The following is a 14,910-nucleotide window of genomic DNA, read 5'->3' as shown; positions in this document are numbered from 1 at the left end:
AGCTCGTGGTCGCCGACCTGCGCCGAGCCAACAAGCAGCTGCGCGATGTGGAAGCGGAGAAGTCCGAGCCGATCGCGATTGTGGCGATGGGGTGCCGGCTGCCGGGTGGGGTGTCGTCGCCGGATGAGCTGTGGCGGTTGGTGGATCAGGGAGTTGACGCGATCTCGCCGTTCCCGGTGGATCGGGGCTGGGATCTGGAGGGTCTGTACGATCCGGACCCGGATCACCCGGGGACGTCGTATGCGCGGCACGGCGGGTTCCTGCACGAGGCTGCGGAGTTCGACGCGGCGTTCTTCGGGATCTCGCCGCGCGAGGCGCTGGCGATGAACCCGCAGCAGCGGTTGCTGCTGGAGACGTCCTGGGAGGTCTTCGAGCGGGCCGGGATCGATCCGGCCTCGCTGCGGGGTAGTTCCATCGGGATCTTCGCCGGCGTCATGCACCACGACTACGCCCCCGTCGGCTCACGGATCCCGGCGGCCGTCGAGGGCATGGTCGGGATCGGCAACTCGGGCAGCGCCACCTCCGGTCGGGTCTCCTACACGCTGGGCCTGGAGGGCCCGGCGGTCACTGTCGAGACCGCCTGTTCGTCGTCGTTGGTGGCGTTGCACCTGGCGGTGCAGGCGTTGCGCAGTGGTGAGTGCTCGATGGCGCTGGCGGGTGGTGTGGCGGTGATGGCCACGGCCGACACGTTCGTGGAGTTCTCGCGTCAGCGTGGGTTGGCGGTGGATGGTCGGATCAAGGCGTTCGCGGGTGCGGCGGATGGTACGGCGTGGGCCGAGGGTGTGGGTGTGTTGCTGGTGGAGCGGTTGTCGGATGCTCAGCGGTTGGGGCATCCGGTGTTGGCGGTGGTGCGGGGTTCGGCGGTGAACCAGGATGGTGCGTCGAATGGTCTGACGGCTCCGAACGGGCCGTCGCAGCAGCGGGTGATTCGGGCGGCGTTGGCTTCTGGTGGGTTGTCGGCGGCGGATGTGGATGCGGTGGAGGCGCATGGCACCGGTACGACGTTGGGTGACCCGATCGAGGCGCAGGCGCTGCTGGCGACGTATGGCCAGGAGCGGGCCGGGGGTGAGCCGTTGTGGCTCGGGTCGTTGAAGTCGAACATCGGTCATGCGCAGGCGGCGGCTGGTGTGGCGGGTGTGATCAAGATGGTGATGGCGCTCCAACACGAGGAGTTGCCGCGGACGCTGCATGTGGATGAGCCGTCGCCGAAGGTGGACTGGTCGGCGGGCGCGGTGGAGCTGTTGACGCAGGCTCGGGCCTGGCCTGTGCGGGAGGGGCGGGTGCGTCGGGCGGGCGTGTCGTCGTTCGGGGTGAGTGGGACGAATGCGCATGTGATTGTGGAGGAGGCGCCTGCCGTTGCGGAGCCTGCTGCCCGGGTTGAGCCGGGTGGGGTGCTGCCGTTGGTGTTGTCGGCGAAGTCGCCGGAGGCGTTGCGGGGGCAGGCGCAGCGGTTGGCCGACGCCCTGGACCGGGAGCATGCGCCGGCGTTGGCGGATGTGGCGTACTCGTTGGCTTTGACGCGTACGGCGTTTGACCGGCGGGCTGTGGTGGCGGCTTCGGATGTGTCCGAGGCGGTGGCTGCTCTGCGGGCGGTGTCGGGCGGCGGCGGTGTGGTGGGTGGTCGGTTGGCGGTGTTGTTCACGGGTCAGGGGTCGCAGCGGGTCGGTATGGGGCTGGAACTGTACGGCCGGTTCCCGGTGTTCGCGGCGGCGTTTGACGCGGTGTGTGCGGAGCTGGACCCCCATCTGTCGCGTCCGTTGGCGCAGGTGCTGGCGGACAAGGAGTTGCTGGATCGCACCGAGTTCGCTCAGCCGGCCTTGTTCGCGGTGGAGGTGGCGCTGTTCCGGCTGCTCGACTCCTGGGGTGTTCGGCCGGATTTTGTGGCGGGTCATTCGATCGGTGAGTTGGCGGCCGCGCATGTGGCGGGTGTCTGGTCGTTGGCGGATGCCGCCCGCTTGGTGGCCGCGCGTGGGCGGTTGATGCAGCAACTGCCGTCGGGTGGGGCGATGGTGGCGGTGGAGGCGTCGGAGGAGGAGGTCCGGCCGCTGCTGGTGGAGGGCGTGGACATCGCGGCGGTGAATGGTCCGCGTGCGGTGGTGCTCTCCGGTGTTGCTTCGGTGGTGGAGAAGTTGGCGCAGCGGCTGGCTGAACAGGGCAGTCGGGTCAAGCGGCTGACGGTCAGTCATGCCTTTCATTCGTCGTTGATGGACGGGATGTTGGAGGAGTTCGGGGAGGTGGCGGCGGGTCTGGTGTATGAGGAGCCGCGGATCCCGGTGGTGTCCAACCTTCCCGGTGAGGCGGATCTGACGTCGCCCTCGCACTGGGTGCGTCATGTTCGTGAGGAGGTGCGTTTCGCGGACGGTGTGCGGGCGTTGGCGGCCGAGGGGGTGACGACGTTCCTGGAGCTCGGCCCGGATGGAGTGTTGACGGCGCTGGTTCAGGACGTGGTGGAGGGCGTCGGGTTTGTGGCGGCGTTGCGTCGTGGCCGTCCGGAGGGGGTGGCGGTGCTGTCGGCGGTGGGTGAGGTGTGGGCGCGGGGTGTGGCGGTGGACTGGTCGTCGTTGGTGGCGGGTGGTCGTCGGGTGGAGCTTCCCACCTATGCGTTCCAGCGTGAGCGGTTCTGGTTGGCGGGGTCGCCGGTTTCGGGTGATGCCGGTTCGCTGGGTCTGATGGGTGTGGATCATCCGTTGCTGGGTGCGTTGACGTTGCTGCCGGAGTCGGGTGGTGTGCTGGGTGCGGGTGTGTGGTCGTTGGACGCGCAGCCGTGGTTGGCGGATCACGTGGTGGCGGGCACGGTGGTGGTGCCGGGTGCGGCGTTGGTGGAGTTGGTGGTGCGTGCGGGTGATGAGGCCGGTGCGGGTGTGGTCGAGGAGTTGGTGATCGAGGCGCCGTTGGTGCTGGCGGAGCGTGGTGGTGTGCGGGTGCAGGTGGTGGTCGGCGGTGCGGACGACTCCGGTCGTCGTCCGGTGTCCGTCCATTCGCTGGCCCAGGGTGCCGAGGCGGGTTCGCCGTGGACGCGGCATGTGAGCGGCTTCCTGGTGGAGCGGGCGCAGCCGGCCGGCTTCGACCTGAGCGTCTGGCCGCCCGAGGGCGCGCAGGAGGTCGACCTGTCCGACTTCTATGACCGTCGTGCGTTGGCTGGTCTGGAGTACGGGCCGGTGTTCCAGGGCGTGCGTGCTGCGTGGAGGCGTGGCGGGGAGGTCTTTGCGGAGGTTGCTCTGCCGGACGGTCAGCAGCCCGAGCTGTTCGGTCTGCACCCCGCCCTCCTCGACGCCGCCCTCCAGTCGACCAGCCTGCTGGTCGCCGGTGAGGGCGTGAAACTCCCCTTCTCCTTCGGTGATCTGGCGCTGCACGCGGTGGGTGCCGATGCCCTGCGGGTGTGCGCGGTGGCGGCCGGCCCCGACACACTGTCGCTGCAGATCGCCGACGGCAGCGGGGCCCCGGTGGCCACGGTGGGTTCGATGGTGCTGCGCACGCTGCCCGACGACGCGCTCAGCGCGAACCGCTCGCCACTGCGCGACTCGCTGTTCCGCGTCGAGTGGACCGCGCTCGCCCTGCCCGACAGCACAGCCGCTCTCTCCTCGGTGGTGCTCGGCATCGACCACCCCGACATCGCGGCCGTGGCCGAGGCGGTGCGTGGGGGCGGCGCAGCGCCGGACGTGGTGATCGCGGACCTCACCGAGGTCGGCGACGGGTCCCCGGCGGAGCTCGCCTTCCACCGCACCACCCGGGCCCTGGAGCTGCTCCAGGAGTGGTCGACCGCTGCCGAACTGGACGGCACCGCACGGCTGGTGCTGCTCACCCGCTGCGCGACGGGCGCGGGGGCCGATCCGGCCTCTGCCGCTGTCTGGGGCCTTGTGCGTTCGGCCCAGTCCGAGAACCCGGACGCGTTCGTGCTGATCGACCTCGGCGAGGACGACGAACCGTCGGCTCAGCAGCTGCGAACGGCGGTTGGTTTCGGTGAGCCGCAGTTGGCGTTGCGTTCGGGTGTGTGGTCGGTGCCTCGTCTGGTGCGGGCTGGGGTTGGGGTTGGGGTTGGTGATGGCTTGGCTGGGTTGGATCCGGTGGGGACGGTGTTGGTGACTGGTGGTACGGGGATGTTGGGTGGGTTGGTGGCTCGGCATCTGGTGGAGCGGTATGGGGTGCGGGAGTTGGTGTTGGCGAGTCGGCGTGGTCCGGGTGCGGCGGGGGCGTCGGAGTTGGTGGCGGAGCTTGCGGGGTTGGGTGCGCGGGCGTCGGTGGTGGCGTGTGATGCGGGGGATCGTGAGGCGTTGGCGGGGTTGTTGGCGGGGGTGTCGGTTGAGCATCCGTTGACTGCGGTGGTGCATACGGCGGGTGTGCTGGACGACGGGGTGATCGCGTCGTTGGACGGGGAGCGGTTGGCGGGGGTGTTTCGGCCGAAGGTGGATGCGGCGTGGAATCTGCACGAGTTGACGCGTGACCACGGCCTGGCGGCGTTTGTGCTCTACTCGTCGATCGCGGGTACGGTCGGCACGCCTGGGCAGGGCAACTACGCTGCGGCGAACGCATTCCTGGACGGTCTGGCCGAGCACCGGAGGGGTCTGGGGCTGCCGGCGACCTCGTTGGCCTGGGGCCTGTGGGGCACGGACAGCGAGATGACGGACAGCCTGGCCGAGGCCGACCGTGAACGGGTGGCCCGCAGCGGGATGCTCGCACTGGACGCGCCCGAGGGTATGGCGCTCTTCGACGCGGCCCTGGCCTCGGCCGATCCCGCGCTGGTCCCGGCCAAGCTGGACCTGGCCGAACTGCGACGCCAGGCCGGTCAGGCCGCCGTCGCCCCGCTGCTGCGCGGGCTGGTCGGCCAGGTACGGCGAGTGGCCCGGCCCGGCACCCCGAGCGGCGAGTCGCTGAGCACCCGACTGCTCGCCCTCCCGGTGGCGGAGCGGACCCGGTTGCTGGTCGACCTGGTGAGCGAGCAGGCTGCCACCGCGCTGGGGCTGGCCGGTGCGGCCGGCGTGGAACCGGACCAGGCGTTCAAGGACCTCGGCTTCGACTCGCTCACCGGCGTCGAGCTGCGCAACCGGCTGGCTGCGCTCACCGGAGTCCGGCTGCCGGCCACCCTGGTCTTCGACCACCCGACCCCGCAGGCCCTCGCCGGGCGTCTGCTGAGCGAGCTGTTCCCGCAGGCCGTCTCGGCCGACCGGCTGAGCGCGGAGCACGAGCGCGGACTGCGCCGGGCCCTGGCCACCGCTCCACTCCAGCGGCTCGGTGAACTGGGAGTTCTGGAAGCACTGTTGGCCCTCGCGGCCGAGATGGAGGCGGTCGCCGGGCCGATCGATGAGCTCGCCACGGACGATACGGACGAGACGGACCTGATTGTCGCCATGGACCTGGAGGGCCTGGTGGCACGGGCCTTCGACAGCGCCGGCACCGGCAACTGAGCCGATGGGGATCGAGAGGACAGGCATGACTACGCAGCAGGACAAGGTCGTCGAGGCACTGCGCGCCTCGCTGTTGGAGAACGAGCGGCTGCGGCGGGCGAACGACCGGCTCAGCAACAGGGCGAGCGAGCCCATTGCCATTGTGTCGATGGCCTGCCGGCTGCCGGGTGGGATCTCCTCGCCCGAGGAGCTCTGGCACCTGGTGGCCGAGGGCGTCGACGGGGTCACCGGCTTCCCGCGCAGTCGCGGCTGGGATCTGGAGAGCCTGTACGACCCGAGTCCGGCGCAGCCGGGCCGGACCTATCTGACCGAGGCCGGATTCCTGCACGACGCAGGGGAGTTCGATGCCGGCTTCTTCGGCCTCTCGGAGCGTGAGGCGCTCGGCACCGACCCGCAGCAGCGGCTGCTGCTGGAGACCGCCTGGGAGGCCTTCGAGCGGGCCGGCCTGGATCCGCACGCGGTCCGCGGCAGCGACACCGGGGTCTTCGCCGGGCTGATGTACCACGACTACGCGCACGGCATCGAGCAACTGCCCGAGGGGGTCGGCTCCTTCCTCGGCCTGGGGAAGTCGGGCAGTGTCCTGTCCGGCCGGCTCTCCTATCTGTTCGACCTGAGCGGCCCTTCGGTGACGCTGGACACGGCCTGCTCCTCCTCGCTGGTGGCGCTGCACCTGGCCGCTCAGGCACTGCGCAACGGCGAATGCTCCATGGCGCTCGCCGGCGGGGTGACCGTGATGGCCACCCCGGGGGCGTTCGTCGACTTCTCGCAGCAGCGGGCGCTGGCCGCGGACGGCCGGATCAAGGCCTTCGCGGGTGCTGCCGACGGCACCAACTGGGCCGAGGGCGTGGGCCTGCTGCTCCTGGAGCGGCTTTCGGACGCTCAGCGGTTGGGGCATCCGGTGTTGGCGGTGGTGCGTGGTTCGGCGGTGAACCAGGACGGTGCGTCGAATGGTCTGACGGCTCCGAACGGTCCCTCCCAGGAGCGGGTGATCCGGGCGGCGTTGGCCTCTGCCGGTCTGTCGGCGGCGGATGTGGACGCGGTGGAGGCGCACGGCACCGGTACGACGCTGGGCGATCCGATCGAGGCACAGGCGCTGCTGGCGACCTATGGCCAGGACCGTGCCGGGGATGAGCCGTTGTGGCTCGGCTCGTTGAAGTCGAACATCGGCCATGCCCAGGCGGCGGCTGGTGTGGCGGGTGTGATCAAGATGGTGATGGCACTCCAACACGAAGTGTTGCCGCGGACACTGCATGTGGACGAGCCGTCGCCGAAGGTGGACTGGTCGGCGGGCGCGGTGGAGCTGTTGACGCAGTCGCGGGCCTGGCCGGCCCGGCCCGGCCGGCGCCGGCGGACTGGGGTCTCCTCCTTCGGGATCAGCGGCACCAACGCGCACGTGATCCTGGAGGAGGCACCGGCGGTCGCGGAGCCTGCTGCCCGGGAGGAGACGACCGGGGTGCTGCCGTTCGTACTGTCGGCGAAGTCGCCGCAGGCGCTGCGCGCCCAAGCGGGCCGGCTGGCCTCCTTCCTGGACGTCGAGGACACCACCGCGCCGCTGGATCTCGCCTACTCGCTCGCGCGGACGCGCAGCGCGTTCGACCGCCGGGCCGCGGTGATCGCCGCCGACATGCCCGAACTGCTCGGCGGCCTGCGGCGGTTGGCGGCCGGAGAGACCAGCCCGGTGGTGCTGGAGGGCAGTCGAAGCCGGGGGCGGCTGGCGATGCTGTTCACCGGTCAGGGGTCCCAGCGGGTCGGCATGGGTGAGGAACTGTACGGGGAGTACCCGGTGTTCGCCGCCGCGTTCGACGCGGTGTGTGCGGAGCTCGACCCGTATCTGTCGCGCCCGTTGGCGGAGGTGCTGGCGGACAAGGAGCTGCTGGATCGCACCGAGTTCGCCCAGCCGGCGTTGTTCGCGGTGGAGGTGGCGCTGTTCCGGCTGCTCGACTCCTGGGGCGTGCGGCCGGACTTTGTGGCCGGTCACTCGATCGGTGAGCTGGCGGCCGCGCATGTGGCGGGTGTCTGGTCGTTGGCGGATGCCGCCCGCTTGGTGGCCGCGCGTGGCCGGCTGATGCAGCAACTTCCCGCAGGCGGGGCGATGGTGGCAGTGCAGGCGTCGGAGGAGGAGGTCCGGCCGCTGCTGGTGCAGGGCGTGGACATCGCGGCGGTGAACGGGCCGCGCGCGGTGGTGCTCTCCGGGGTCGCTTCGGTGGTCGAGGAGTTGGCCCAGCGACTGGCCGAACAGGGCAGCCGGGTCAAGCACCTGACGGTCAGTCATGCCTTTCATTCCTCGTTGATGGACGGGATGTTGGAGGAGTTCGGGGAGGTCGCGTCGGGCCTGGTGTACGAGAAGCCGCGGATCCCGGTGGTCTCCAACCTCCCCGGCGAGGCGGACCTGACGTCACCCGAACACTGGGTCCGGCACGTTCGCGAGGAGGTCCGCTTCGCGGACGGCGTGCGCACCCTCGCGGCCGAGGGAGTCACGACGTTCCTGGAGCTGGGCCCCGGCGGCGTGCTGAGCGCCATGGGGCCGGCCTGTCTGGGGGAGCAGGCCGGTGACACCGCCTTCGTTCCGGCGCTGCGCACCGGCATCGCCGAGGACCGCACCGTGCCGGCCGCGCTCGCCCAGCTCTACACACGCGGCACAAATGTCGATTGGTCGGCGCTGCTCGTCGGCGGACGTCGGGTCGAACTGCCCACGTACGCCTTCCAGCGGCGCTCTTACTGGCTGGAGGCCACAACTACCGTGGAAGAGAACGTGGAAACCCTTGACCAGGGCCTCGGGGCCCGCCAGGCGCTCGCTGCGCGACTGCTGCCGCTGTCCGAGACGGAGCAGCTGGACCTGCTGCTCGAACTGATCCTGACCGAGTCGGAGCAGGCCCGCACCGAGCAGTCCCCGGACGAGTTCTTCGAAGAGGAACTCGACCAGGACAGCCCGTACTTCGAGGTCGGCTTCAACTCGCTGAGCGCGGTCGAGCTGCGCAACCGCCTGGTTGCCGTGACCGGTCTGCAGCTCAGCCCGATGCTGCTGTTCGACCAGCCCACCCCCGCCTATGTCGCGGACCACCTGCGGGAGCAGCTGCTCGCCGCCTCCAAGGAGAAGTGATGACTGTGTTCAGCACCGACAAGTACCTGGCGAGGATCGGCTACCAGGGCACCAGGGAGCTCTCCGTGGCGAACCTGCGGGAGATCCAGAAGCGGCACCTGATCGCGATCCCGTTCGACAACACCCTGAACGCCGACGCCGATCGCGGCGTCGAGGTCCTGGACGACGTGGCGATCGACGAGGACGCGGTCTTCGCGGCCGTGGTCGAGGGCGGCCGTGGGGGCGTCTGCTACGAGCTGAACGGTCTGATGCGCCGACTTCTCACCGAACTCGGCTACGAGGTGCGGATCCTGGCCGCCTCCGTACTGCAGGTGAACGGCAACTTCGGTCCCGACCTGGAGCACATCTTCAACTGCGTGTTGATCGACGGCGAGACGTACCTGGTGGACGTCGGTCTGGCCGGCCCGTCCTTCCTGGAGCCGCTGCGGGTCACCGACGAGGAGCAGACCCAGTACGGCGTGGACTACCGGATCGTCGACCAGCAGGACGGCTACCGGCTGGTGCAGCGTCGGCCGCAGGGCACCGACTGGAGCCCGCTGTACAAGTTCAGGCTCGAGTACCGCGAGCTGGCCGACTGGTCCGGTCTGGTCGAGGCCCTGGCGGCGTTCCCGCTGGAGGAGGTCCTGCTCGGCACCCGGATCCACAGCCGGGCCTTCGAGACCGGCCAGATGGTGCTGATCGGCAAGCGCTATGTGCGGGTCGAGGACGGCAAGGAAGAGGTCAAGGTGCTGGCGAACCCGCAGCGGTTCAAGGAAGTTGTCGACCTCGTGCTGAACGGGCAGGGCTGATGGCCGGCGCCGCCGGGGAGCAGAGCGACGTCCTGATCGTCGGCTACGGACCGGTGGGGCAGCTGCTCGCCCTGCTGCTGGTCCAGAACGGCTGGCGGGTGACCGTGGTGGAGCGGTGGCCCGAGCCGTACCCGATGCCGCGTGCGGTGGCCTTCGACGGCGAGGGCGCGCGGACACTGTCCGCGGTCGGCGTCGGCGGTCTGATCGGCGAGATCGGCGAGCCGTCCGGCGAGTACCTGTGGAAGAACGCCGAGGGTCAGGTGCTGCTGCACATCGACGGTGCGGCCGACCTGTGGTGCGGATGGCCGGAGTCCACCTCGATGTACCAGCCGGCGCTGGAGGCCGCGCTCCAGGCGCGCGGCACCGAGTTCGCCGAACTGACCGTCCTGCGCGGGATGCGGGCGGTGCGGCTGGCGGAGCACCAGGACTTCGTCGAGCTGACCGCGGTGGACGCCGCAGGCGCCGAACACCTGCTGACGGCGCGCTGGGTGGTGGGCTGCGACGGGGCGAACAGCTTCGTGCGCGAGCACGTCCCCGGAACCGTCACCGACCTGGGCTTCTCGCACGACTGGCTGATCTGCGACGTGGTACTGGACGAGGAGCGCGAGTTCAAGCCGAACAACCTTCAGATCTGCGACCCGGCCCGGCCGCGCACCGAGGTGTCGGCCGGCCCCGGCCACCGGCGCTGGGAGTTCATGCGGGTCGGCGACGAGACGGTGGCCGGGCTCAACACGCCGGAGACCGCCTGGCGGCTGCTCGGCCTGTTCGGCGTCGACCAGCAGAATGCCCGCCTGGAGCGGCACCACGTCTACACCTTCCAGGCGAGCCTGGCGGACCAGTGGCGCTCGGGCCGACTGCTGCTGGCCGGCGACGCCGCCCATGTGATGCCGCCGTTCGCCGGCCAGGGCATGTCCTCCGGTTTCCGGGACGCGAAGGCCCTGGCCTGGCGGCTCGACGCGGTGCTGCGCGGCACCGCGCAGGAGGGCCTGCTGGACAGCTACACGGAGGAGCGCCGGACCCATGTGAAGCATGCGCTCACCATGTCGGTCAACCTCGGGAAGATCATCTGCCAGACGGACGCGGTGGCCGCCGCCGAGCGCGACCAGGTGATGCGCGCCACCGCCGAGCGGGCCAAGGCCACCGGCACGGTGAGCAGGCGCTCCCCGCTGCAGCCGCTCAGCCGCGGTCTGCTGCACGTCGGAGCCAACCAGCGGCCGGTCCGGCCCGCCGGCGCCCTGACCCCGCAGGCCCGGGTCGCGCGGGCCGGCCGCAGCGGACTCTTCGACGACGTGGTGGGCACCGGCTTCGTGCTGCTGACCACCGAGGACCCGCACGCTCTGCTGGACGCCGCCGAGTTGGCCTTCCTGGAGCGCCTGGGTACCCACCTGGTCCAGCTCCGGCCGGCCGGCGGCATGCCCGCCCCGGCCGCGCCACACCTGGTCGAGGACCTGGACGGCACCCTGCTGGGCTACCTCGCCGATGCCGGTGCGACGGCTCTGCTGGTGCGCCCCGACTACTACGTCTACGGCGCTGCGGCCGACCGCCAGGGCCTGGCCGAGCTGCTGGCCACGCTGCGCGAGCGGCTGGGCGCGGCCGCCGCAATGGCCCTCTGATTACCGGCCGCAGCCGACAGTTACCCAGCGATGACTGATGCCGGGATTCCGGCACATACGGTCGTGCTCGCCGCCGCTTCGCCCGCCGGCGGGCACCGCCCTGAGGAGGAAGACGCCATGACCCAATCCCTGCGCACCGTGGACGCGTTGCCGCTGTCCCGCGGGTCCCGCTTCGATCCGGCGGACGAGCTGCGCGAGCTGCGCGAGCAGCACCCGGTGACCCGGTTCAGCTACCCCGACGGCCACTTCGGCTGGCTGGTGACCGGTTACGCCGCAGCCCGTGCGGTGCTGGCCGACCCGCGGTTCAGCTCGCGGCGCGAGCTGCAGCACTTTCCGATCCCGCACCCGATGATGGCCGAGGAGATGAAGCCGGCCGAGCCGGGCTCCTTCCCGGAGATGGACGCGCCCGAACACACCCGCTACCGACGGTTGCTCACCGGCCAGTTCACGGCCCGTCGGCTCAAGGAGCTGACGCCGCGGATCGAGCGGATCGTCGAGGACCACCTGGACGCGATGGAGCAGGCGGGCCCGCCGGTCGACCTGGTCCAGGCGTTCGGCCTCGCGGTGCCCTCGCTGGTGATCTGCGAGCTGCTCGGGGTGCCGTACGCCGACCGCGAGCAGTTCCAGGCCCGTTCGCTGGTGATGGTCAGCATGGACTCGACGCCGGAGCAGACCATGGAGGCCCTCGCGGGCTTCCGCGAGTTCGTCCTGCAGCTGGTGCAGGCCAAGCGGACCGAGCCGACCGACGACCTGCTCGGCAGCCTGGTCACCGATGGCGAGTTGACCGATGAGGAGCTGACCACGATCGGCCTCTCGCTGCTCTTCGCCGGCCACGGGCTGACCGGGAACATGCTCTCGCTGGGCACGTACGCCCTGCTGGACAGCCCCGACCAGCTGGCCGCGCTGCTCGGCAAGCCGGAGCTCATCGACAACGCGGTGGACGAGCTGCTGCGGTTCCTGACGATCGTGCACATCGGCCCGACCCGGACCGCGCTGGAGGACATCGAGCTCGGCGGCCAGCTGATCAAGGAGGGCGAGACGGTGACGCTCTCGCTGCCCGCCGCCAACCGGGACCCTGAGCGGTTCGAGAACCCGGACACGCTGGACATCACCCGGGAGGCCGCGCGCGGCCACCTCGCACTGGGTCACGGCATGCACCAGTGCCTGGGTGCCGAGCTCGCCCGGATACAGATGCGGGTCGGCTACCCGGCGCTGTTCCGGCGCTTCCCCGACCTGCGCCTGGCGGTGCCGACCGAGGAGATTCCGATGCGCGACAACATGGCCTTCTACGGCGTGCACCGGCTCCCGGTCGTCTGGGGCGGCGCCGAGGGCGAGTAGCCCGTCGGGCCGGGTCGCTCAGACCCGGCCCGACCGGCGCCGAGGCGGCTGTTCGCACTGGATGAACGCGGACAGCCGCCCTTCGACGAGCCGGGTGAGGCCCTCGACGAAACCAGCCCTGACCTGGGGCGAGAGGGAGCCCAGCACGTCCTCGTGGACACCGCCGATGATCTCCTGCGAGCGGGCGACGATCTGCCGGCCCTTCTCGGTGACCACCAGGGTCTTGACCCGGCGGTCCGTGGTGGAGGGCTGCCGCTCGGCCAGTCCGTCCTGCTCCAGCTTGTCCACGACGACCACCATGGTGGTCTTGTCCAGGCCGCACGCCTCGGCGATCTGCGTCTGCGTCAGATCGCCCTCCAGCGCCTTGTAGAGGACGCAGTGGGCGCGCGGGCTGATCCCGACCTCCTCCAGCGCGGCGGTCAGCTCCGTCTGCAGCGAGTGGCTGGTCCAGGAGAGCAGAAACATCAGGTCGGTGGTCGCGATCGCGGGGGCTGTGGTCTGCATAGGTCGATGGTAACTGGACCTTCCCGCAGAAGAAAGTTTCTCAACCGAACTACTTGCCTCCCCTCGCTCCCGTCGCGGGGTGGGGGTGCGGCAAAAACATGTTCTGATCAATACTGTGCCGAACAGAACTATCTGCTACTGTACGTTTCTGTCCGGAACGGCCGGGAGGGCCAACTCATGTCCATGCCAGTCCAGTTAACCGCCAGAACCCGCTGGCTAGCCTTTTCGGTGCTGAGCGCGATGCAGTTGATGATCGTGATCGACATCAGCATCGTCACCGTGGCGCTGCACTCGATCCAGCGTGATCTGGGCTTCGAGCAGGCCCACCTGGCCTGGGTCACCAACGCCTACACCGTCGGCTTCGGCGGTTCGCTACTCCTCTCCGGCCGCCTCGGCGACCTGGTCGGGCGCAAGCGGATGTTCGTCGCCGGCCTGTCCGTCTTCACCCTCTTCTCCGCACTCGGCGGCGTGTCCCAGAACCAGGGGATGCTGATCGCGATGCGGTTCTTCCAGGGCGTCGGGGCCGCGATGGCCTACGCCGTGGTGATGGGCATCATCTTCACGCTCTTCCAGGACCCGCGGGAGGTGGGCAAGGCGATGGGGGCCGCCGGCTTCGTCCAGGCGGCGGGTGCCGCGATCGGCATCCTCCTCGGCGCCTTCCTCACCCAGGGGATCAACTGGCACTGGGTCTTCTTCATCAACGTGCCGATCGGCGTGGCGGCGGGCGTGCTCGCGGTCAAGGTCGTGCCGGCCGACAAGGGAATGGGCTTCGGCTCCGGCATCGACATCGCCGGAGCGGTGCTTGCCACCGCCGGCATGATGCTGGGCGTCTACACCATCGCCACCGTCGGCGACTACGGCTGGCAGTCCGGCCACACCTTCGGCTTCGGCCTCGGCGCGCTGGCGCTCCTGGTGGGCTTCGTACTGCGGCAGACCAAGGCGCCGGTGCCGCTGATGCCGCTGACCCTCTTCCGGTCGCGGAACCTGACCGGCGGCAACCTGGCCCACATGCTGCTGGTGGCCGCCACCATCTCCTTCAACATCCTGGTCGCGCTCTACCTGCAGCAGGTGGTCGGCTACTCACCGATCAAGGCCGGCCTGGCCTTCCTGCCGCTGGCGCTGTGCGCCGCCGTCGCCTCGCTGACGCTCTCGCACCGGCTCAACGCGAAGTTCGGCCTGCGAACCGTGCTGCTGGCCAGCCTGGTGGTGATGGCCGCCGGCCTGCTGCTGGCCGCCCGGCTGCCGGTGCATCCCGACTACGCGGTGGACCTGCTTCCGGTGGTCGTGCTGCTCGGCGCGGGCGGCGGGCTGGCCATGCCCGCGGTCATGATGCTCTCGATGTCCGTCACCTCCCCGCAGGACGCAGGCCTCGCCTCCGGGCTGGCCGGCACCTCCGGGACGGTCGGCGACTCGATCGGCATCGCGACCATGACCGCGATCGCCGCCTCGCACGCCACCACGCTGCTCGCCCGCGGCCAGAGCCTCCCGGAGGCGATGACCGGTGGCTACCGGCTCTCCTTCGGCATCGGCGCGGGCGTGCTCGCGGTGGCCTTCGTGCTCGGCCTGCTGATCCTGCGCACCCCGCAGCAGCCCATGGGGGGTCCGCCGCCCTCGGACCCCGCCGCCGAGCTGGCCGGCGCCGAGAGCATCCCGATCTGACACCGCCTCACCCGCGGTTCGCAGCAACGACAGCAACGTCCCCCGCATCTCTCGTCCCGAGGAGCACCCCCATGACCACCCAGACGCCTTCCCGTTCCATCGCCCCGGCCGCCCCGACCTGGCGCCTGCGGATCGCCGCGGTGCTCGCCGCCGTGATCGGCGCCGTCGTGATCTACGCGATCGCCAAGGCCGCCGGTGCCGACTTCCTCGTCGACCAGCACAACGGCAAGGGCGCGCAGGCCATCGGTATCGGCGCGGTGATCGGTATGGCACTGATCATCCCGCTGCTCGGCTGGGGCCTGATGGCCCTGCTGGAGAAGTTCAACCGCAACCCGGTCAAGATCTGGACCATCGTGGCCGGCGTGGTGACCGTCCTCTCCTACCTGCTGCTCCTGGTGGTCGGCGCCGCGGCCGGCACCAAGCTCTCGCTCTTCCTGCTGCACACCTTCGTCGCCGCCGTGCTGTTCACGCTGCTGCGCCGGGGTGCGGGCAAGACCGCCTGACGT

General features: G+C 70.3%; 8 protein-coding genes. 7 read left to right on the top strand and 1 reads right to left on the bottom strand.

Features of this window, described 5'->3' with window-relative positions:
- The first annotated feature begins 5 nt into the window (after positions 1-5).
- The 5 genes from BS80_RS09750 (at position 6) to BS80_RS09730 (ending at position 12,241) form a co-directional block, all read left to right on the top strand.
- Positions 6-5,402 carry a type I polyketide synthase gene (locus BS80_RS09750; protein ID WP_408607370.1) on the top strand — a complete coding sequence of 1,799 codons (5,397 nt, stop codon included), beginning with the start codon at positions 6-8 and terminating at the stop codon, positions 5,400-5,402.
- A gap of 25 nt (positions 5,403-5,427) precedes the next feature.
- The gene (locus tag BS80_RS09745) at positions 5,428-8,502 is read left to right on the top strand and encodes a type I polyketide synthase (RefSeq protein WP_051966419.1); all 3,075 of its coding nucleotides are present in this window, start codon (positions 5,428-5,430) and stop codon (positions 8,500-8,502) included.
- A complete protein-coding gene (locus BS80_RS09740) occupies positions 8,502-9,290 on the top strand; it encodes an arylamine N-acetyltransferase family protein (RefSeq protein WP_051966418.1) in 789 nt (262 codons plus the stop codon). The genes BS80_RS09745 and BS80_RS09740 overlap by 1 nt, the downstream gene beginning before the upstream one ends.
- Positions 9,290-10,903: a bifunctional 3-(3-hydroxy-phenyl)propionate/3-hydroxycinnamic acid hydroxylase MhpA gene (gene mhpA / locus BS80_RS09735; protein WP_035795545.1), complete on the top strand. Its 1,614-nt coding sequence runs from the start codon at positions 9,290-9,292 to the stop codon at positions 10,901-10,903. The genes BS80_RS09740 and mhpA overlap by 1 nt, the downstream gene beginning before the upstream one ends.
- 117 nt (positions 10,904-11,020) lie before the next feature.
- On the top strand, positions 11,021-12,241 hold the full coding sequence (locus tag BS80_RS09730; protein ID WP_035795542.1) for a cytochrome P450: 1,221 nt from the start codon (positions 11,021-11,023) through the stop codon (positions 12,239-12,241).
- 18 nt (positions 12,242-12,259) lie between these two features.
- Here BS80_RS09730 and BS80_RS09725 read toward each other — a convergent pair whose 3' ends face one another.
- Complete coding sequence (locus BS80_RS09725; protein ID WP_035795539.1) at positions 12,260-12,745, bottom strand: MarR family winged helix-turn-helix transcriptional regulator; 486 nt, start codon at positions 12,743-12,745, stop codon at positions 12,260-12,262.
- 240 nt (positions 12,746-12,985) lie between these two features.
- Between BS80_RS09725 and BS80_RS09720 the strand changes: the two genes are divergently transcribed.
- Together BS80_RS09720 and BS80_RS09715 are read left to right on the top strand one after the other, a co-directional pair.
- Entirely contained in the window at positions 12,986-14,404 is a 1,419-nt protein-coding gene (locus tag BS80_RS09720) for an MFS transporter (protein ID WP_063771931.1), read from the top strand.
- Between the two features lie 71 nt (positions 14,405-14,475).
- The gene (locus BS80_RS09715) at positions 14,476-14,907 is read left to right on the top strand and encodes a DUF6069 family protein (protein WP_035795536.1); all 432 of its coding nucleotides are present in this window, start codon (positions 14,476-14,478) and stop codon (positions 14,905-14,907) included.
- Positions 14,908-14,910: the final 3 nt, after the last annotated feature.

This window comes from Kitasatospora mediocidica KCTC 9733 (assembly GCF_000744225.1).
GTDB lineage: Bacteria > Actinomycetota > Actinomycetes > Streptomycetales > Streptomycetaceae > Kitasatospora > Kitasatospora mediocidica.
This window is presented reverse-complemented; position numbering and strand designations above follow the sequence as displayed.

Bases quoted from the DNA above. Each gene is read 5' to 3' on its own strand.
- BS80_RS09740 (WP_051966418.1), top strand. From the start codon at position 8,502: ATGACTGTGTTCAGCACCGACAAGTACCTGGCGAGGATCGGCTACCAG.
- BS80_RS09725 (WP_035795539.1), bottom strand. From the start codon at position 12,745: ATGCAGACCACAGCCCCCGCGATCGCGACCACCGACCTGATGTTTCTG.
- BS80_RS09715 (WP_035795536.1), top strand. From the start codon at position 14,476: ATGACCACCCAGACGCCTTCCCGTTCCATCGCCCCGGCCGCCCCGACC.
- BS80_RS09730 (WP_035795542.1), top strand. From the start codon at position 11,021: ATGACCCAATCCCTGCGCACCGTGGACGCGTTGCCGCTGTCCCGCGGG.
- BS80_RS09720 (WP_063771931.1), top strand. From the start codon at position 12,986: ATGCAGTTGATGATCGTGATCGACATCAGCATCGTCACCGTGGCGCTG.
- BS80_RS09745 (WP_051966419.1), top strand. From the start codon at position 5,428: ATGACTACGCAGCAGGACAAGGTCGTCGAGGCACTGCGCGCCTCGCTG.
- mhpA (WP_035795545.1), top strand. From the start codon at position 9,290: ATGGCCGGCGCCGCCGGGGAGCAGAGCGACGTCCTGATCGTCGGCTAC.